The organism is Actinoplanes sp. NPDC026670, from assembly GCF_040638175.1.
Lineage (GTDB): Bacteria > Actinomycetota > Actinomycetes > Mycobacteriales > Micromonosporaceae > Actinoplanes.
The window spans coordinates 70,257-89,436 of sequence record NZ_JBEZXU010000004.1 but is presented as its reverse complement, the minus strand read 5'-3'; the positions used below and the strand labels follow the sequence as shown (position 1 = coordinate 89,436).

14 protein-coding genes are annotated in these 19,180 nt (G+C 69.5%); 9 read left to right on the top strand and 5 right to left on the bottom strand.

Going from position 1 to position 19,180, the window contains the following annotated elements; genetic code table 11:
* The first annotated feature begins 45 nt into the window (after window positions 1–45).
* Complete coding sequence (locus tag AB0E94_RS05495) at window positions 46–1,920, top strand: sigma-70 family RNA polymerase sigma factor (protein WP_360322908.1); 1,875 nt, start codon at window positions 46–48, stop codon at window positions 1,918–1,920.
* On the opposite strand, the gene AB0E94_RS05490 is transcribed toward AB0E94_RS05495, so the two are convergent.
* Window positions 1,878–5,123 carry a tetratricopeptide repeat protein gene (locus AB0E94_RS05490; RefSeq protein WP_360322906.1) on the bottom strand — a complete coding sequence of 1,082 codons (3,246 nt, stop codon included), beginning with the start codon at window positions 5,121–5,123 and terminating at the stop codon, window positions 1,878–1,880. The two genes, AB0E94_RS05495 and AB0E94_RS05490, sit on opposite strands and share 43 nt — an antisense overlap.
* A gap of 150 nt (window positions 5,124–5,273) precedes the next feature.
* On the opposite strand from AB0E94_RS05490, the gene AB0E94_RS05485 reads away from it, so the two are divergent.
* A complete protein-coding gene (locus AB0E94_RS05485; RefSeq protein ID WP_360322904.1) occupies window positions 5,274–6,704 on the top strand; it encodes a hypothetical protein in 1,431 nt (476 codons plus the stop codon).
* Between the two features lie 79 nt (window positions 6,705–6,783).
* Window positions 6,784–8,217: a hypothetical protein gene (locus AB0E94_RS05480; protein ID WP_360322902.1), complete on the top strand. Its 1,434-nt coding sequence runs from the start codon at window positions 6,784–6,786 to the stop codon at window positions 8,215–8,217.
* 63 nt (window positions 8,218–8,280) lie between these two features.
* Here the strand turns inward: AB0E94_RS05480 and AB0E94_RS05475 are convergent, their stop codons facing one another.
* Complete coding sequence (locus AB0E94_RS05475; RefSeq protein WP_360322900.1) at window positions 8,281–8,892, bottom strand: dihydrofolate reductase family protein; 612 nt, start codon at window positions 8,890–8,892, stop codon at window positions 8,281–8,283.
* Window positions 8,893–9,028: 136 nt separating this feature from the next.
* Window positions 9,029–10,432, bottom strand: a complete 1,404-nt coding sequence (locus AB0E94_RS05470) for a glycosyl hydrolase family 18 protein (RefSeq protein WP_360322898.1) — start codon at window positions 10,430–10,432, stop codon at window positions 9,029–9,031.
* 180 nt (window positions 10,433–10,612) lie between these two features.
* On the opposite strand from AB0E94_RS05470, the gene AB0E94_RS05465 reads away from it, so the two are divergent.
* Complete coding sequence (locus AB0E94_RS05465; protein WP_360322896.1) at window positions 10,613–11,767, top strand: LCP family protein; 1,155 nt, start codon at window positions 10,613–10,615, stop codon at window positions 11,765–11,767.
* A gap of 67 nt (window positions 11,768–11,834) precedes the next feature.
* Here the strand turns inward: AB0E94_RS05465 and AB0E94_RS05460 are convergent, their stop codons facing one another.
* The gene (locus tag AB0E94_RS05460; protein WP_360322894.1) at window positions 11,835–13,082 is read right to left on the bottom strand and encodes a family 16 glycosylhydrolase; all 1,248 of its coding nucleotides are present in this window, start codon (window positions 13,080–13,082) and stop codon (window positions 11,835–11,837) included.
* Window positions 13,083–13,453: 371 nt separating this feature from the next.
* Between AB0E94_RS05460 and AB0E94_RS05455 the strand changes: the two genes are divergently transcribed.
* From AB0E94_RS05455 to AB0E94_RS05445, 3 genes are all read left to right on the top strand, one after another.
* Window positions 13,454–13,861 (top strand): tyrosinase family oxidase copper chaperone, encoded by a 408-nt coding sequence (locus tag AB0E94_RS05455; RefSeq protein ID WP_360322892.1) that lies wholly within the window; start codon window positions 13,454–13,456, stop codon window positions 13,859–13,861.
* A gap of 2 nt (window positions 13,862–13,863) precedes the next feature.
* Window positions 13,864–14,685 (top strand): tyrosinase family protein, encoded by an 822-nt coding sequence (locus AB0E94_RS05450; protein ID WP_360322890.1) that lies wholly within the window; start codon window positions 13,864–13,866, stop codon window positions 14,683–14,685.
* 92 nt (window positions 14,686–14,777) lie between these two features.
* Window positions 14,778–15,911, top strand: a complete 1,134-nt coding sequence (locus AB0E94_RS05445; protein WP_360322888.1) for a PQQ-binding-like beta-propeller repeat protein — start codon at window positions 14,778–14,780, stop codon at window positions 15,909–15,911.
* On the opposite strand, the gene AB0E94_RS05440 is transcribed toward AB0E94_RS05445, so the two are convergent.
* Window positions 15,868–16,521 (bottom strand): Bax inhibitor-1 family protein, encoded by a 654-nt coding sequence (locus tag AB0E94_RS05440; RefSeq protein ID WP_360322886.1) that lies wholly within the window; start codon window positions 16,519–16,521, stop codon window positions 15,868–15,870. The two genes, AB0E94_RS05445 and AB0E94_RS05440, sit on opposite strands and share 44 nt — an antisense overlap.
* Window positions 16,522–16,670: 149 nt before the next feature.
* Between AB0E94_RS05440 and AB0E94_RS05435 the strand changes: the two genes are divergently transcribed.
* Window positions 16,671–17,942 (top strand): glycosyl hydrolase family 18 protein, encoded by a 1,272-nt coding sequence (locus AB0E94_RS05435; protein ID WP_360322884.1) that lies wholly within the window; start codon window positions 16,671–16,673, stop codon window positions 17,940–17,942.
* An 11-nt stretch (window positions 17,943–17,953) separates the two neighbouring features.
* On the top strand, window positions 17,954–19,156 hold the full coding sequence (locus tag AB0E94_RS05430; RefSeq protein ID WP_360322882.1) for a chitinase: 1,203 nt from the start codon (window positions 17,954–17,956) through the stop codon (window positions 19,154–19,156).
* Window positions 19,157–19,180: the final 24 nt, after the last annotated feature.

Genomic DNA, 19,180 nt, shown 5'->3' with positions numbered 1-19,180 from the left:
AGAAACGTTGACCATGACATTGCGGGATAAATACGCTGCCCCGTCATGAGCTTCAGTAACCGCGTCGTGGCGGCCGCCCAGCGCGGTGACCGGCAGGCCCGGGAGCAACTCGCCCGGGACTTCCGGCCGCTGGTCTACAACGTGGTGGGCCGGGCACTGAACGGGCACCCCGACGTCGAGGACGTCGTGCAGGAGATCATGCTCCAGGTGCTGCGTGACCTGCCCGGCCTGCGACAGCCGCAGAACATCCGGGCCTGGCTGCTGACGATCACGATGCGGCAGATCCACGCCCACCGGGAGCGGGCCGCGGCCGCCGCACAGGTGTCGGTGGTGCCGGCGGTGCCCGGGCCGGCCGCCGACTTCGAGGAACTGGCCATCCTGCGGCTGCGGCTCACCGGCGAGCGGCGGCAGGTCGCCGAGGCGGCCCGCTGGCTCGACGACGAGGACCGTGTGGTGCTCGCCCTCTGGTGGCAGGAGGCGGCCGGCGAACTCGACCGCGGTGAGGTGGCGGCGGCTCTCGACATCACCACGGCGTACGCGGCGGTCCGGATCCAGCGGATGCGGGCCCAACTCGACAGGTGCCGGGTGCTGGTCGCCGCGCTCGAAGCCCGGCCGCGGTGCCCGCAACTCGACGCCACGATCACCGGATGGGACGGGCGGCCGAGTCCACTGTGGCGCAAACGGATCGACCGGCACATTCGTGAATGTCAGAAATGTCCGACGAAGGCCCTCGGCGGAATCGCGGTGGAGCAACTGCTGGTCGGCTGCACGCTGGTGCCGGTCCCGACCGCCATGGCGACCACAGCGCTGTCCAGCACGAACGGCGGAGCACTAACCGGCACGAGCGGTACAAAAGGCACAAGCAGCACGGCGGTACCTCGTTCCGGGACAGTGGGCCGGAGCGGCGTGACGGTCCTGGCGGCCTCGGCGGTGGCGGTCGTTGTGGTTGTCGGCGGCGTTTTCGCGTACAACTCGAGGTCGGAACTTGAAGTGACCGCGAGTGTCGCACCCAGCGTGACCGCCTCGCCTGCCGTGACCAGTGCCTCCGTCGCGCCCTCGCCGTCGAAGGCGAAGCCGAAAGCGGTGGTGACGGCGACGCCGAGCAGCACCGCGACCGGATGCGGCGGCAAGGGCCGGGCGAGCCGCTGGGCGAGCTGGCCGATGCCGAGCGTGAAGACGGCGAGTTACCGCAAGCTGGCGAACGGCACGGTCCGTGACGAGATCACCTGCCTGGAATGGCAGGGCACGCCCGCTCCCGACGTCTACACGTTCACCGAGGCCAAGGCCTACTGCGCGAAACTGGACGGCGGCGGCTGGCATCTGCCGACCCGCGTCGAGCTGATGTCGATCGTCGATGTCTCGCGGTCCGGGCCGGCGATCGACACGAAGGCCTTCCCGGGCACGCCCGCGCGGTTCTTCTGGACGTCGACGCCGTGGGCCGTCACGAAGACCCCGCTGCGCGCCTGGATCATCAACTTCTACGAGGGCCTGGCCAGCAACGGCGCCTTCCAGACCGGGGAGTTCAACGCCCGGTGCGTACGGTCCGCGGGCGGCACCGGGCGGCCGGACTACCAGGTCGCGGCCGGCCAGGTCACCGACCCGGAGACCGGCCTGACCTGGCAGCGCGCCACCTCGAAGGAAATGTCCGCGGCGCAGGCCACGGCGTACTGCTCGGCCCTGACGCTGGGCGGGCAGAAGTGGCGGCTGCCGACGCTGCGGGAACTGTCGACCACCGTCGACGATTCGCGGGTGGCCCCGGCGATCGACACCGGGGCCTTCCCGGACACCGTGAAGAAGGGCTGGTACTGGACCTCCGACAGGTCGGACCCGGAACCGGACCGGCGTTGGGCGCTCAACTACGACGACGGCTACACCAACTACCGCGAGATCGATGCCGGGTACGCCCGCTGCGTGCGCTGAATCAGGGCCTGGGCGTTCCCGGCCAGGATGCGGTAGTCGGCCTGCTCGGCGATCACCAGCGCGTCCTTCGCGGCGGCCTGTGCCTCATCGGCCGCCCCGCCGGTCAGCAACGCCTCGGCCACCCCGATCCCGGCCTGTGCCTCGAAATACCGGTAACCGCAGGCCCGGCTGATCTCCAGCGCCGACCGGAACCGTTCCAGCGCTGCGGTCACCGCCCGTGCCCCGAGCAGCGCCGACCCGAGGGTGTTCAGCACACCGGCCTGCGCCCGCTGGTTGGCCAGCTCCTCGGCGATCCGCATCGCCTCGGTGGCCGCCCCGACCGCCACATGCCACTCCCCCCGCTGCTGGTAGAGCTGGCTCAACTCGTCGAGCACGGCCATCTGCCCGCTCACCTCGCCCGCCTCCCGGTAGTGGGTGAGCGCCCGGTCGTAGCACTCGTAGGCGCCGTCGTAGTCGCCGAGCTGGCGCAGGGCCATGCCGAGATTCGAGCAGTTCGCAATGGCCGACGGCAGCCGGGCGGCGCCCCGGTTGGCCTCCATCGCGGCCCGCAGATGCTGTACGGCCTCGCTGAGCCGGCCCTGCTCGGAGCAGAGCACCCCGAGATCGTTCAGGGTGACCGCCCGGACGTGGGTGAACTCCGGGCCGGTCCCGGCGTCGAGCGCGGTCAGGTAGAGCTGCCGTGCCTCGTCGACCAGGCCCAACTCGGCGTGCACCAGCCCGAGGTTGTGCAGCAGGTAGGCGGCGCCGATCGGCCAGCCGCCGTCCCGGGCCGCGGCGACACCCTTGCGATACGCCTCCAGGGCGGCCTGATGCCGGCCGATCGACCAGTACGCCTGCCCGATGGTCTGGTGCATGGCCGCCTGCGCGTTGCGATCACCGGCGGCCTCGGCGGCCCGCATGCCGGCGTGACCGGTGGTGAGCCAGGCCACCGCCTCGCGACGGACGAAGAAGTAGCCGCGCAACTGGTCGGCGAGCTGCCAGGACCTGGTCCGGTGGTCACCCGCGGACAACTGCTCGACCAGCGCGACCAGGGCGCCGATCTCGTCGTCGAGCCACGACCAGGCCGCGGTCAGATCGTCGAAACACATCGGCGCGGTGTCCAGCTCGGTGGGCAGGCGCACGAACTTCGGGTAGACGAGCCGGATCGCCGCCGCGGTGCGGGCCGTGTACCAGTCGGCGAGGCGGCCCAGCGCCACGCTCCGGTCGTCGGTGGTGTGCGTGGCCAGCCGCTCGCCCGCGTACCGGCGCAGCAGATCGTGGAACCGGTAGCGGCCCGGCTCGACCGCTTCCAGCATGTTCTCGTCGACGAGCGCGTCGAGGGAGCGCTCGGTAGTGCCGGTCTCGTCGGCGAGCAGCGCCGCCACCGCGTCCGCCGAGAAGGTCGGTCCGGGCACCAGCGCCGCCCACCGGAACGCCCAGGCCGGGCCGGGTGGCAGTTCCCGGTAGCTCAGGTCGAACGTGGCGGTCACCGCCGCGTCGTCGCCGTCGGCGCCGGCCCGGGTCTCGGTCAGGCGGGCCAGCACCTCCCGGGCGCTGCGCCGCTGCCGGCCGCCGAGCCGGCTCGCGATCACCCGCAGCGCCACCGGCAGCCGGCCGCACGCCTCGGCCAGCGCCGACACGGCGTCCGGGTCGTCCGGCGCCCCTCGTGCGCTCAGCATCGCGACCGCCTCGCCGGTGCTGAGCACCGGCAGGTCGACGAGGGCGGCCCCGGCCAGGTCGGCGCAGTGGTGACGGCTGGTCACCAGCACCGCGCCGGCGCCGGGGCCGGGCAGCAGTGGCCGTACCTGGGCGGCGTTGCGGGCGTTGTCGAGGATCACCAGGATCCGGCGTTCCGCGAGCACGCTGCGGTACAGCGCGGACGCCTCACCGGCCTCGGCCGGGATGCCCCGGCCCGGCACACCGAGCCCGCGCAGCAGGCGGGCCAGCGCCTCGGCCTCGCCGACCGGCCGCCGGTCGGCGCCGCGCAGATCGATGTAGAGCTGCCCGTCCGGGAAGTCGTCGCGGACCGCCTGGGCGGCCCGCAGCGCGAGGCTGGTCTTGCCGACCCCAGGCATCCCGGAGACCACGCACGTCACCTGCGGCGCGTCCGCCGGGCGGCGGCGCGCGCCGCGCAGCAGGCGTTCCAACCGGGCCAGCTGTTCGGCGCGGCCGGTGAAATCCGGTGGTGGCGCCGGCGCCTGCCAGGGCGTCGGGGCACGGGGCGGCGGCGCCGTCGAGGTTTCCCACTTTCCTTCGAGTACGGCCTGACGTGCCGCGATCAACTCGGCGCCCGGATCGATGCCCAGTTCGTCGGCGAGGCGGCTCTTGACCTGTTCGTAGGCTTCCAGAGCCGCGGCCTGCTGCCCGGCCGCCGCGAGCGCGATCACGAGCCGGGCGTGCAGCGCCTCGTGCCAGTGGTGGCGTGCGGTCAGGCGACGCAGCCGGGGCAGGACCTCCGGCAGGCGGCGCAACGACTGGCCGAGCCGGGCCAGCTCGATGGTCGCGTCGATCAGCTCGTCGGCGAGCCCGGCCACCAGCGGATGCCCGTGCAACTCGGTCACGTCCTCGGCCGCCTGCGCGCCCCGCCACATGTCGAGAGCCTGGCTGAGCAGGTCGAACGCGCGTTGCGGGTCGGTGCCGGAGACCCGCCGCCAGTCGGCGAGCCGGGCCCGGTACGCCACCAGGTCGAGCTGGTCCTCGGTGGCGTTCAGGCGGTAGCCGCCGGGCGTGCGGCCCAGCATCTCCGGATCGAGGATGCGGCGCAGCCGGCTCACGTGGGTCTGCAACACGTTCGCCGCCGACGCCGGCGCGTCGCCACCCCACACCACGTCGATCAGCTCGTCCCGGCTGACCGGGTGGTTGGGGGTGAGAGCCAGGCGCGCCAGGACCACCCGGTGCCGGCCGAAACCGACCGCCGGCCCCTCGTCGCGTCGCACTCCGAGTGGGCCCAGCACTCCGATGCGTACCGGCCCGGCCGGCTCCGGCTGTTCCCGGGCCGGCCGGGCCGCGTGTTGCCGTAATCTCGCGCGATCGTCCGGGCCCAGTTGCAGCACCTCGGCGATCGCGTCCAGCGACCGGGCCCGCGGATGACTGCTCCGGCCCTGTTCCAGATCCCGTACCGCGCCCAGGCTCAGCCCGGCGCCCTCGGCTAGTTCCTTCTGACTCAGACCACTCTCCACCCGCGAGTCACGGATGAGTCGGCCCAGCTTGACAGCTCCGTCCACAGTGAATCCCCGTCATTCCGGCGGTCGGCGTCGTCGCAGCGTAGTACGGGACCGGTACGGGTTTCAGTCCTACAGTTGACCAAGAGCGCATCCGCCAAGAATTTCTCTCGATCGATCTCCGCACGGGGCTCGAAAAGAGGGAGAAGCGAGATGAAGCGCAGAAGTGGGCTCGGCTTGGCGGCCGTGCTGTTCACGTTCATGTCCGTGCTGGCGGGTGGCGCACCGGCGCTGGCCGACGACCCGGTCTACGGCGATCCGGCCCTGTCGACGTACCCGGGACTCGCCGAGGAGCCGGACCCGTCGTACTCGGCGTTCCAGGTCACCACCACCGCGATCCCGTGCGCCGGCAACGGCAGCGATGACTCACCCACCCGCTCCGAGGTGATCAAGCGGGCCAAGTCGTGGCTGTCCGTGGGCGTCCAGTACAGCCAGAACCGCTGCTACGAGAACCAGTACGGCGACTACCGTACGGACTGCTCCGGTTTCGTGTCGATGGCCTGGGGCCTGGGCGGTTCGGGCAGCAGCCACTGGACCGGCAACCTGCTCGACGACTCGTTCGTGATCGCCCGCAGCGCTCTGAAGCCTGGTGACGCCCTGCTGCGCTACACCGGCAACACCTCGCAGAACCACGTGGCGCTCTTCCTGCGCTGGGCCGACGACGACAAGACCCAGCCGGTCGTGATCGAGCAGACCGGCAGCCGGGACACCATCCAGCGCACCTGGTCGCAGAGCAACGCGGCCCTTTACACCCCGGTCCGCTACGACAACATCCAGGAGGCGGCGCCCGCCCCGACCACGCCGCTGTCCCGGATCGGCGTGGTGACCAACGCGGGCGTCGCGCTGGTCAAGGAGGGTGGCCTCAGCGCCGCCTGGGTCAACGAGTACAGCGGTGTGCAGCAGGTCGAGGTCGAGGGCGACCGGATCGGCGTGCTCACCACCGACGGCCGGGCCCTGGTCAAGGACGGCGGGCTGAGCGCCGCGTGGACCACCGAGTACACCGGCGTCAAGCAGATCGCGCTGGCCGGCAACCGGATCGGTGTCCTCACCACCAGCGGCACCGCGCTGGTCAAGGACGGTGGCCTGAGCGCCGCCTGGACCACCGAGTACACCGGCGTCAAGCAGCTGGTCCTCGCCGACGACCGGATCGGCGTGCTCACCACCGGCGGCACCGCCCTGGTCAAGGAGGGCGGGCTGAGCGCCGCCTGGACCACCCAGTACACCGGCGTCCAGCAGATCGCCCTGGAGTACGACCGCGTCGGTGTCCTCACCACCGGCGGCACCGCCCTGGTCAAGGAGGGCAGCCTGCACGCGGGCTGGGTCAACGAATACAGCAACGTCAGTGAGCTCGCCCTCTCCGAGAACCGGATCGGCGTGCTGGTGGCCACCGGGGTGGCTCTGGTCAAGGACGGCGGCCTGAGCGCCGGCTGGGTCAACGAATACAGCGGAGTGCAGCAGATCGCGCTGGCCGGCGACCGGATCGGTGTCCTCACCACCGGCGGCACCGCCCTGGTCAAGGAGGGCGGCCTGAGCGCCGGCTGGGTCAACGAGTACAGCGGCGTCAAGCAGCTCGCCCTCAGCTGACCACCTCCCCTGATCCGGCGGCGGCCCGGAGCCTCCCGAGCTCCGGGCCGCCGCCCCGTTCCCGGAAAGGGACTCCTCCATGCACCAGCGCACCCTTCGATGGGCGGCCGGGCTGTGCGCCGCGGCGACCGTCCTGTTCGGATCTCCCGCCCAGGCGGACACCTGGGACGAACCGGGTTCGACCGGCGGGCAGGTGTCCGCGGCACAGGTCGAGGCGCTCGCCCTGACCGCCAAGCCCTGCGCCACCGGCGGCGCGACCGACGCCGACGCGGACATCGCCTCGGCCGTCCGCCCCGACATGAACGGGCCGCGAATGGGCGGCGCGGTCAACGCGTACCGGATCTCCTGTGCCCGGGCCATCACCAAGGCGGTGTACTCGGCCGGGCTGACCGAGCGGGCCGCGGTGATCGCGGTGACGACGGCCATCACCGAGACCACCCTGAACAACTGGGACGGCGGCGACCGGGACAGTGTCGGCCTCTTCCAGCAGCGGCCGTCGCAGGGCTGGGGCGACCCGGACGACCTGATCAAGCCGGCCTACGCCACCAAGCAGTTCCTGAACGCGATGATCCGCAAGTACCCGAACGACGCGTGGAAGAGCGGTGACATCGGCGCCATCTGTCAGAAGGTGCAGGTGTCGGCGGTTCCGGACGCGTACGCCAAGGAGGTCCACGACGCCCGGCTGATCGTCGACAAGCTGTGGCCGCCGTCGCAGCCGCCGTCGTCGGAGCCGCTGCCCCGGATCGGTGTCCTGATCACCGACGGCACCGCGCTGGTCAAGGAGGGCAGTCTCAGCGCCGCCTGGGTCAACGAGTACAGCAACGTGCAGCAGGTGGTGGTCGACGGCGACCGGCTCGGTGTGCTCACCACCGACGGCCGGGCCCTGGTCAAGGAGGGCGGCCTGAGCGCCGGCTGGACCACCCAGTACACCGGCGTCAAGCAGCTCGCGCTGGCCGGCGACCGGATCGGCGTGCTCACCACTGCTGGGGTCGCCCTGGTCAAGGAGGGTGGGCTCAGCGCCGGCTGGGTCACCGAGTACAGCAACGTCAGGCAGCTGGTCCTCGCCGGCAACCGGATCGGCGTGCTCACCACGGCCGGGGTCGCCCTGGTGAAGCAGGGTGGTCTGAGTGCCGCCTGGGTCACCGAGTACAGCGGAGTGCAGGAGCTCGCGCTGGCCGGCGACCGGATCGGCGTGCTCACCACCGCGGGCGCGGCCCTCGTCAAGGACGGCGGGCTCAGCGCCGCCTGGGTCACCGAGTACGGCAACGTGCAGCAGATCGCACTGGCCGGCGACCGGATCGGCGTCCTGACCGCGGCCGGCGTGGCCCTGGTCAAGCAGGGTGGACTGAGTGCCGCCTGGGTCACCGAGTACGGCAACGTGCAGCAGATCGCACTGGCCGGCGACCGGATCGGCGTGCTCACCGGGGCCGGCGTGGCGCTGGTCAAGGACGGTGGCCTGAGCGCCAGCTGGATCAACGAATACACCGGGGTACAGCAGCTCGCCCTCAGCTGACTCCCGGAACCGTGCGGCGGCCCGAACCCCCCGGGCCGCCGCACGACCCCGTCCGGCCTGGGTCTACCTGCCCTCGGGGAAGTCCTTGACGTCCTCGTAGCCGACCGGCGCGGGCGGCTCGACGGGCGCGTAGATCACCCGGATCACCCCGGTCGGGAAGGCCTCGGTGGCGAGCACCTTCAGGTGCTGGACCGGGGCGCCGTCGACGAACAGTTTGTCGCCCTTGCCGGCTGCGACCGGGTGGATGAGCAGGCGCAGCTCGTCGATCAGCCCGGCGGCGAGCAGCTGGTGCACCACGTCGAGCGAACCCGGGATCAGGATGCCCTTGATGCTCCCGTCGGCCTTCAGCGCGCGGACGGCGTCGGTCAGCTCGCCGTCGATGAGCTCCGAGTTGCGCCAGGTGAACTTCAGGTCCTGCCGGGACGCGACCACCTTGCGGGTGTCGCCGAGCTGCTTGGCGAACGGCGCGTCGTCGCCACCGGCGGCCTCCCGCTCGGGCCAGGCGCCGGCGAAGCTGTCGTACGTATTCCGGCCGATCAGCAGCACGTCGGAGGTCTCGTAGTCCTCGGTGACCGCGCGGCCCATGTTCTCGTCGAAGTACGGGAAGTGCCAGGCCGGGTCGATCTCGGCGACGCCGTCGGCGGAGATGAACAGGGTGGAGATGACCTTTGCCATGGTGGCGGCCCCTTCGTGTCGGTGGTCTCGGTCAAGTAGACCGGGCCACCGACACGAACTCATCGGTTCCGGGAGGTTTTCGCGTGGTGACGTGTGGTGCGGATCGGACCGCAGGTCACCACGCGGGTCGGGCGGGTCAGGGCAGCGCGTTGAGGAACGGCTCGTGGCTGTTCTTGAACTCCCAGCTGTAGAACCGGTCCCAGTTGATCGACCAGGTCATCAGGCCACGGAAGTCCGGGTTGAGCCCGCTGCGCGGCGTGTAACCGCCACAGGTCTGACCCTTGACCAGGCAGTTCACCGCCTGCTGGATGGCCGCCGGCGCGACGTAGCCGTTACCCGCGCTGACCGAGCTGGGCGCACCGAACGCGATCTGGTCCTCACGCAGCCCCGGGAACACGTTGGCGGTGTTGCCCGCGACCGGGAAGCCGGCCAGCAGCATGTCGGTCATCGCGATGTGGAAGTCCGCGCCACCCATCGAGTGGTACTGGTTGTCCAGGCCCATGATCGAGCCGGAGTTGTAGTCCTGGACGTGCAGCACGGTGATGTCGTTGCGCAGCGCGTAGATGACCGGCAGGTACGAGCCGGCGCGCGGGTCCTGTCCGCCCCACGGGCCGGAACCGTAGTACTGGTAGCCGAGCTGGACGAAGAACGTCTCCGGGGCCATGGTCAGCACGAATCCGGCGCCGTACCGGGTCTTCAGCGACTTCAGCGCGCTGATCAGGTTGACGATGACCGGGGTGGTCGGGTTCTTGAAGTCGGTGTCACCGGTGTTCAGCGACAGTGAGTGGCCCTCGAAGTCGACGTCGACGCCGTCCAGCCCGTACTTGTCGATGATCGCGCTGACCGAGCTGACGAACTTGTCCCGGGCCGCGGTGGTGGTGAGCTGCACCTGGCCGTTCTGGCCGCCGATCGAGAGCAGCACCTTCTTGCCGGCCTGACGCTTCGCCTTGATCGCGGCGATGAACTGGGCCTCGGTCTCCACACCCGGGCACTCGGTGGCCGGGCAGAGGGTGAACCGGATGTCACCCGAGGTGACGCTGGTCGGCTCGCCGAAGGAGAGGTTGATGATGTCCCACTCGGCGGGCACGTCGGCCATCTTCAGGTAGCCGGCGCCGTTGGCGAAGCTGGCGTGCAGGTAGCCGATGAGCGCGTGCTTCGGCAGGCCACCGACCGGGATCGGGGTGCTCGGCGACGTCGACGGGCTCGGGGAGGTGCTGGGCGACGTCGACGGTGACGGGCTGGTCGACGGGGAGGTCGAGGGGGAGGTGGACGGCGACGGGTTGGTGGTGCCGCCGCAGGCGCCGTTGTTGATCCAGACGTCCCACTGGCCGCTCTTCAGGACCGGGTCCTCGCCCTGGGTCCACCACTTGGCGGTGTAGTTGTTGCCGCCCTTGGAGGCGACGTTGTCCTTGACGTAGACGGCGGAGGAACTCCAGGCCGGGGCACAGGCCACGGCGGCGTTCGCGGTGGACGCGACATAAACGAGGGAGCATGCGGCGGCCAGGGACGCCGCCGTCGCTAGGAGCACTGATCGACGCATGGCTAATTATTAGGACTGTTAACTGTATAAGTAAATAGCGCCGATCGAACCCGGTGGGGCTTCGAGCCGTACTGCAACTAAGGTGGCACCGGTCACGTCGGCCCCAGAGACGGTTGCCTCGGTGTTGCCCGACCGTGGGATCATGCGTGTTCGATGTCGGAGTGGGGCTAGGGAGACCGGTTGCGCAAGTCAACGAAACGCCGCACACCGCTGTGGGCTCGGCTCTGCGCTGCCTTCGGCGCCGTGCTACTCATCGTGAGCGGCGGGACACTGGTCACCGGCCAGACCCTGATCGCGAAATACACCAGCGGCATCACCGACGAGGGCCTGCTCGAGGGCGACGCCGCCCAGGCCGCGACGAAGAAGACCGAGATCAAGGGGCCGCTGACGCTCCTGCTCGTCGGCATCGACCCGCGCAAGGCGGAGACGCCGCCGCTGTCCGACTCGATCCTCATCGCGCACATTCCGGCCGACATGAGCACGGCGTACCTCTTCTCCATGCCCCGCGACCTCTATGTGGACATTCCGGCCGACTCGAAATCGGGCGTCCGGGCACACAGCGGGAAGATCAACTCGGCCATGGCGCTGGGCAGCCAGGTGAACGGCAAGATCGACGTCACGAACGGCTTCAAGCTGCTCTCCAAGACGGTCCGCAACTACACCGGGATCGAGCAGTTCGACGCCGCGGCGATCATCAACTTCGGCGGCTTCAAGGACATGGTCGAGGCACTCGGCGGCGTGTCCATGGTCATCGACATGGATGTGAAGTCGGAGCACCTGACGCCGGAGGGCAAGCAGCGACCGCGTAAGTCGAGCTGCCCGGTCACCTCCAGCTGCGACCACCCGTACACCGGGCCGCAGGCGTACTACAAGAAGAGCACCAAGCCGGTCCGGCTCGAGCCGTGGCAGGCGCTCGACTACGTCCGCCAGCGGTACCCGAACGCCGGCGTCCCGATGAGCGACTACGACCGGCAGCGGCACCAGCAGCAGTTCATCAAGGCGATGGCCAAGGAGGTGATGACCAGTGGCGTCATCACCGACGTCGGCAAGATGACGAAGATCCTGAACGCGGCCGGCAAGTCGCTGACCTTCGCCGGTGGCGGCAACAGCCCGATCGACTGGGCGCTGGCGCTCAAGGACGTCAACGTCGACGACATGGTCACCATCAAGCTGCCCGGTGGCGGCAAGTTCGAGAACCCGGCGACCAACTCGGGTTACCTCGGTGAGGAGTTCCGCCCGGCGTCCACGGCCGACGACTTCTTCAAGGCGGTCAAGGAGGACCGGGTCGCCCAGTTCCTCATCGACAACCCCGGCATCGTGAACATGGACAGCTAGAACCTCGGACAAAGCGATGGGGCGCCGCGGATGTCGCGGCGCCCCATCGTCGTTCCGGTGCCTGTGGTCAGGCGCGGGTCCACTTCTGGTTGGCGCCACCGGTGCAGTCCCAGAGGACGAGCTGGGCGCCGTTGTTGGGGTTCCAGGCGCCGATGTCGACGCACTTGTTGGCGGAGATGTTCACCAGGTCGCCGGCGCCGGAGAGGGTGAAGCGCTGCACCGGGTTGCCGTTGCAGGTCACCAGCTGGATCGGGGTGCCGTTGGTGAGAGCGCCACCGGCCGGGTCCATGCACTTGCCGAGCGCCCGCAGCGTCCCGTCACCGTTGAAGGCCCACTGCTGTGCGCCGGTGCCGTTGCAGTCGTACATCTGGAGGCGGGCGCCGTCGTTGGGCGTACCACCGGGGATGTCGATGCACTTGCCGTTGAAGTTGCTCTTCAGGGCGTTGCCGCCGGACGGGGGCGGGGTGGTCGAGTCGTTCCAGGCCGAGACGCGCACCCAGTCGACCAGCATGGTCTGCGGGAACGAGGTGGAGGCGTCCGGGCTGCCCGGCCAGTTGCCGCCGACGGCGACGTTCAGGATCAGGAAGAACGGGTGGTCGAAGACCCACTGGCGGCCACCGAGCGAGGCCGGCGTGACCCGGAAGTACTCACTGCCGTCGACATACCAGACGATCAAGTTCGGAGACCATTCCACCGCGTACGAGTGGAAGGCGTCCCCGAGAGGCGCGGAGAAGGTCCGGTTGCCGCCGATCGCACTGCCGCCCGAGTAGCCGGGGCCGTGCACGGTGCCGTACAGCTTGTTCGGCTCCTTGCCGACGTTCTCCATGATGTCGATCTCGCCCGACTGCGGCCAGCCGACGCTGCCCAGGTTGTCGCCGAGCATCCAGAACGCCGGCCAGATGCCCTGTCCCTTCGGCACCTTGATGCTGGCCTCGAACCGGCCGTAGCGCTGGGTGAACTTGCCGGAGGTGAGGATCCGGCCGGAGGTGTACTGGCACGTGCCGTACCAGCACTGGAGGTTTGACGGGTTCTCCTTGCGGGCGGTGATCGCGAGGTGGCCCTGGCCGTCCTGGCGGACGTTGTTCGTGGAGTTGGTGTAGTACTGCAATTCGCTGTTGCCGTAGCCGCCACCGCCGACGTCGAAGTTCCACTTCGAACCGTCGATCGCCGCGCCGGCCGCGCCGTTGAACTCGTCGGACCAGGTCACCGGGCCGACCGCGGCGTCCGCCGTGTCGCCCTGGGAGGCGAGGGTCAGGCTGCCGGCCAGCGTTATCGCGACGACGGCGGCGCCCAGCAGAGTGCGTATCCCGCGCATGGGGATCCTCCTGGGGGAGAGGTGCCGATATTGAAAACATTGTTAAGAGTTCGATGGTCATGAGTCAATGGGGACGGGTTCCGGAACCGTCGATAACACCTTCTTCCTGCGCGATCCCGGCAGACCCGGCGCTCACTCTCCGGAATCGCACCATTTCAGCGCCGAAATATGCCGCCGATTAAACAATCGTTAAGGCATTAAGAACGCCGATCTGTGGGCTGCGCCACCATTCCCGGAAACGTTGCGACACCCATGTATGTTCGGTTGCGCCGGAGCGGCGGGGACCCGCTCCGAGCTGCCCAAAAGGCGTTAATAACAATTCACCGGGGAGTCATACAATGACGCCATCAACGTCCGTCAATAGACGCGACATGCTTCGTTATGGCGCCGCCACCGCGGCCGTCGTCAGTGGAGTCGCAGGCGCACAAATACTGGCCACGCCGGCCGCCGGCAAGGACCCGCGCGACTTCGACTTCGAATACCGCGGCAAGCAGATCCGGGGCGTGCACGTCGGCGCCGGGGAGATCCGGTCGCTCGCCCGTGGCCGGTCCCGGGCACACGAGGTCTGGATCAACGACCGGAAGCTGGCCGTCATGGCGGTCGACCTGCCGGGCGCGAAGGTCGGCTTCATCAGCGCGATCAACCACTACCAGCCGGTTCTGATCGACACCGACCGCAACCGGGGTGGGCTGCTCGAACTCACCAAACGCGCCGTTGACGTGCTCGGCGACACCGAACTGACCGCCCTGGCCGGCGTCGGCCACGAGCACGGGAGCTGACCATGGGCGTACGTAAGAACGCGCGTGACCTGACCACCGCCGAACGGGCCGCGTTCGTCGCCGCCGTGAAACGGCTGAAGGCGCAGACCACCGGCCGCAACTACGACTGGTTCGTCACCACGCACATCAACTACTTCGCCGCGGTCGGCGGGATCCGGTACGCCCACCAGTCCCCGTCGTTCCTGCCCTGGCACCGGCAGTACCTGATCGAGTTCGAGAAGGCGCTCCAGGCGATCGACCCGGCGGTGAACGTGCCGTACTGGGACTGGACCACCGACCGGACCACGAGCGAAGTCCCGTTCACCGCGGACTTCATGGGCGGCAACGGCTCCGGGGGCAACGGCCCGGTCACCACCGGCCCGTTCGCCGGTGCCGCCAACTGGCGCATCACCGTCAGCTCGTCGTCGTCGACATCACTGCGCCGGGCCATGGGCAACACCACGCTGCCCACGTCGGCCCAGGTCGACTCGGTGCTCAACGTCGCGGCCTACGACGCCGCGCCGTGGAACAGCTCGGCCGGCGGCGGCATGCGCAACCGGCTGGAGGGCTGGCAGACACCCAACCTGCACAACACCGTCCACGTCTGGGTCGGCGGGCACATGGGTCAGCAGGACTCCCCCAACGACCCGGTGTTCTGGCTGCACCACTGCAACATCGACAGACTGTGGTCGCGCTGGCAGAACCGGTGGGGTTTCGACAACGGGCACTACGTCCCGGCGGCGAACACGTCGGGCGTCATCGACCTGAACGAGACGATGCAACCGTGGGCGGGCATCACCCCGGCGACAGTTCTCGATCACCGAAGCGCCTACACCTACGCCTGACCGGCCAGTCTTCAGCCAATAACCGGCTGGGGGCAGGTCATGCCGCTTTACTGGCGTTTGTGCACGCTTTGGCCCGTACCCCTGCTGTGGTTGTGGCTCTCGTCCTCGCTGCCGGCGCGGCAGCCACACCGACCGGCGCCGCGCCGGCGCCGCCCCTCTGGGACCACGTCGGTTACGACGCCGAGGACAGCTGGTTCAACCCGCGGGAAACCGTGATCACCGTGGCCACGGCGGGACGGCTGACCAGGAGATGGTCGGTCCCGCTGCGGTCGGCGGAGACATGCTCGTCGTTCAGCGGCCCGGTCGTGGCCGGCGGGCGGGTCTTCGTCGGGGACCTGGCCGGGATCAGCGCCTACGACGCGGCGACCGGCGCGAAGCAGTGGAGCTACGACTGGGTCCACTCCAACGACGGCGGCATCCCACGGATGGCGGTCGCCGACGGGCTGCTCGTCGTCGGCTACAACGACTGCATGTCGGTCAGCGACCCGAACCCGGTACTGATCGCGCTGGACGTCCGCAACGGCAAGAAGCGCTGGTCCGCGAACTCGCCCCTGGTCGGGAGCATGATCGTGGACAAGGGCGCGGTGCTGGTCTCCGGCACCGACGTCAACGGCGACTCGGACACCGTCGTCTACCGGATCGGCGACGGCCGGGAGTTGTGGAAGGCGCCCGGCCGGCGGGTCGGCGGCTCGTCCGCGAACGGCGTGGTGGCGGGTTTCGCGGCGGGTGGCTCGAAGGCGTTCGACATCGTCACCGGCGCAATGCGGTGGACCGTGAAACGGCATGTCGCCACCGAGGCGGCCTCGCCCGCGGGTGACGTCTTCTACACCGCCAATGACAAGGAACGCCTGGTGGCGGTCAGCGTCAAGGACGGCTCGGTGCGATGGACGGCGCCCGGTCCGACCGCGTTGATCGCCGCCGACGGGACGCGGGTCTATCGTTCCGACGGCGAGGCGGTCGCCGCTCTGGACGCCCGCACCGGCAAGCAGGTGTGGCGGCGTGCGCTGTCCCGGTACGGCGGGCAGCCGGTGGTCGCCGGCGGTGTCGTCTACGCCGGCGGGATCGCGCTGGACGCCGTCCGCGGCACGGTGCTGCCCGGGGTGCCGCCGCTGGGCGGTGATCTCGTGGTGACCGGCGGGGTGCTCTACCACTCCCACGAGGGCGCACTGACCGCATACACGATCAGCGGCTTCGGAAGATCCGGAGGAAGAACAGGAACACGTTGAGGATGTCCAGGAAGATCGAGGCGGCCAGCAGCGGCGCCGAGTCGATGTCGCGGGAGCGCCGCAACCGCTGGAAGTCGAACATGATGAAGCCCGCGAAGATCACCAGGCCGAGCACCGAGTAGATCAGCGCGCCGTTCGGGATGTTCACGAAGATCAGCACGATGCCGAAGAGCAGCAGCGCCACCAGCGCCCAGAAACAGATCCGGGCCAAGGCCGACAGATCACGGCGGGTGGCGTATCCGGCGGCGCCGAAACCGGCCACGAACAGGGCCGTCGCCGCGCCCGCCTGCCACAGCGCCTGCGGGTCGGTGCTCGCGTAGTAGACCAGCGTCGGAGCCAGCGCCACCCCGGTGAGCAGCCCGAACAGCCCGAGCAGCAGGACCGTGGTGGACTGCGACCGCCGAACCGTGAAGTACATGGCGATCAGGGCGGCGAACGAGGCGAGGTACGCGAGGAACGCGAACCCGGCCGGCAGGTCGCGGCCGAGGTAGGCGCCGAGGGCGAACATGCCCGTGGTGCCGGCGACGTAGCCCATGGTCCGGGCGAACAGGATGTGTCCACGGTCGCGGGCGGCGACCGCGGCCGGGCGGTACGCATAGGTTTCGTCCATCCCCTGACGATGAGCCGGTGCCAGCGGCGGGACACCCTTCGCCAGGGATGAGTCTCGATTTTAGGAAGTTTAAGGTTCGACCTCTTTACATTCACTGTTAACAGTCCTAAACATTGATGCATCCCCAGGTCATCCATGGAAGGACTCCGATGAGGCGTGCCAGATCGGTAATACTCGCCACGGTCACGGCGCTGGCTGCGGGCGGTGGGGCGACCTACTTCGCGGGCAACGCCTCGGCCGCCGCGGCCTGCGCGCCCGCCTGGAGCGCCACCGCGGTCTACGTCGGCGGCAACACGGCCTCACAGAACGGCCACAACTACACCGCCAAGTGGTGGACGCAGAACGAGTCGCCGGCTGTCCGCAGTGGCCAGTGGGATGTGTGGGCCGACAACGGCGTCTGTGGCGGCGGCACCACGCCCCCGACCACGACACCGCCGACCACCACCCCGCCCACCACGACGCCGCCCACCACGACTCCCCCGACCACCACCCCGCCGACCACGACGCCGCCGTCGGACGGTTCGCTGCCGAAGCACTTCCTCACCGGGTACTGGCAGAACTTCGACAACGGCGCTGCCGCGCTGAAGCTGGCCGCCGTACCGGCCACCTACGACCTGATCGCGGTCGCGTTCGCCGACGCCACCAGCACCGCCGGCGCGGTCACCTTCAACCTCGACCCGGGCCTGGCCACCGCGGTCGGCGGCTACACCGACGCCCAGTTCAAGGCCGACATCGCGACGCTGCACTCACGCGGCAAGAAGGTCGTCATCTCGGTCGGCGGCGAGAAGGGCACGGTCGCCGTCAACAGCACGGCCGCCGCCACCGCCTTCGCCGACTCGGTCCACCGGCTGATCCAGACCTACGGCTTCGACGGCGTCGACATCGACCTGGAGAACGGGCTCAACCCCACCTACATGGCGAGCGCGCTGCGCAGCCTGCGGGCCAAGGTCGGCAGCAGCCTGATCATCACGATGGCCCCGCAGACCATCGACATGCAGAACCCGCAGTCCTCGTACTTCAAGCTCGCGCTCGACATCAAGGACATCCTGACCGTCGTCTTCACGCAGTACTACAACTCCGGCGCGATGCTCGGCTGTGACAACAACGCGGCGTACGGCCAGGGCAACATCAACTTCCTGACCGCGCTCTCCTGCATCCCGCTGCAGAACGGGCTCCGCCCCGACCAGATCGCGCTCGGCCTGCCGGCCAGCACCCGCGCCGCCGGTGGTGGTTACGTCGCCCCGTCCGTGGTCAACGCCGCCCTCGACTGCCTGGCCAAGGGCACCAACTGCGGCACGTTCAAGCCGCCGGCCACCTATCCCGGCATTCGGGGCGCGATGACCTGGTCCATCAACTGGGATGTGACCAACGGCAACGCCTGGGCCAACACCATCGATCCGCACCTCGCGACTCTTCCCTGACTGGGGTCCTCATGAAGCTGAGCAGAAAACTCGCCCTCGTGGCGTCGGTCGGCGCGGTCGCCACGGCCGCCGCGGTCCTGCCGATGGCCACCTCGAACGCCGCGGTCGCGTGCGCCCCGGCCTGGAGCGCCTCCGCCGTCTACGTCAAGGACAACGTCGCCTCCAAGGGCGGCAACAACTACACCGCCAAGTGGTGGACCCAGGGCGAGGACCCGGTCCTGAAGAGCGGCCAGTGGGACGTCTGGATCAACAACGGCGCCTGCGGCGGTGGCACCACGCCGACGACTCCGCCCACCACCCCGCCGACCACCGGCCCGACCACGCCGCCAGCCACCGGCACCAAGATGGCCGCGGCTCCGTACATCTACCCGGGATGGGGCAACCCGCCCGCCCCGGCGACCGTCGTGCAGGCCACCGGCATCAAGGCGTTCACCATGGCGTTCGTGCTGGCCAGCAACGGCTGCAACCCGGCCTGGGACGGCTCGTCCGGGCTGACCGGCGGCGCGCACGCCAGCACCATCGCGGCGATCCGGGCGGCCGGGGCCGACGTGGTCCCGTCGATCGGCGGCTGGAGCGGCAACAAGCTCGGCCCGAACTGCTCGACCGCTGAGGCGCTGGCCGGGGCGTACCAGAAGGTGATCGACACCTTCCAGCTCAAGGCGATCGACATCGACATCGAGAACACCGACGAGTTCGAGAACTACGTCGTGGCCGACCGGATCGTGGACGCGCTGAAGATCATCAAGCAGCGCAACCCGAACGTGAAGACCATCCTCACCTTCGGCACCACCACGACCGGCCCGAACGCGCACGGTGTCCGGCTGATCCAGCAGGCCAAGGCCAAGGGCGCGAACATCGACATCTTCACCCAGATGCCGTTCGACTTCAGCGGGGGCGCCGACATGTACGCCTCCACCGTCGGCGCCACCGAGGGCCTGAAGAACGTGCTCAAGTCGACGTTCGGGTACACCGACGCCCAGGCGTACTCCCGGATCGGCATCTCCGGCATGAACGGTCTCTCCGACCAGCAGGAGGTCACCTCGGTCGACACCTGGACCCGGATCCGTGACTACGCCAAGAGCAAGAACCTGGCCCGGTTCGCGTTCTGGGCGGTCAACCGCGACCGTGGCTGCGCCGGCGGCGGCGTGGTCAGCAACTGCTCCGGCATCGCGCAGGCCGACTGGGCGTTCACCAAGGTGAGCGCCGGCTTCTGACCTACGACGACCGAAGCGCGGCCA

Coding starts and splice junctions, on each gene's coding strand:
- AB0E94_RS05495 (WP_360322908.1), top strand. CDS start 46: ATGAGCTTCAGTAACCGCGTCGTGGCGGCCGCCCAGCGCGGTGACCGG.
- AB0E94_RS05485 (WP_360322904.1), top strand. CDS start 5,274: ATGAAGCGCAGAAGTGGGCTCGGCTTGGCGGCCGTGCTGTTCACGTTC.
- AB0E94_RS05480 (WP_360322902.1), top strand. CDS start 6,784: ATGCACCAGCGCACCCTTCGATGGGCGGCCGGGCTGTGCGCCGCGGCG.
- AB0E94_RS05475 (WP_360322900.1), bottom strand. CDS start 8,892: ATGGCAAAGGTCATCTCCACCCTGTTCATCTCCGCCGACGGCGTCGCC.
- AB0E94_RS05470 (WP_360322898.1), bottom strand. CDS start 10,432: ATGCGTCGATCAGTGCTCCTAGCGACGGCGGCGTCCCTGGCCGCCGCA.
- AB0E94_RS05460 (WP_360322894.1), bottom strand. CDS start 13,082: ATGCGCGGGATACGCACTCTGCTGGGCGCCGCCGTCGTCGCGATAACG.
- AB0E94_RS05455 (WP_360322892.1), top strand. CDS start 13,454: ATGCTTCGTTATGGCGCCGCCACCGCGGCCGTCGTCAGTGGAGTCGCA.
- AB0E94_RS05450 (WP_360322890.1), top strand. CDS start 13,864: ATGGGCGTACGTAAGAACGCGCGTGACCTGACCACCGCCGAACGGGCC.
- AB0E94_RS05440 (WP_360322886.1), bottom strand. CDS start 16,521: ATGGACGAAACCTATGCGTACCGCCCGGCCGCGGTCGCCGCCCGCGAC.
- AB0E94_RS05435 (WP_360322884.1), top strand. CDS start 16,671: ATGAGGCGTGCCAGATCGGTAATACTCGCCACGGTCACGGCGCTGGCT.
- AB0E94_RS05430 (WP_360322882.1), top strand. CDS start 17,954: ATGAAGCTGAGCAGAAAACTCGCCCTCGTGGCGTCGGTCGGCGCGGTC.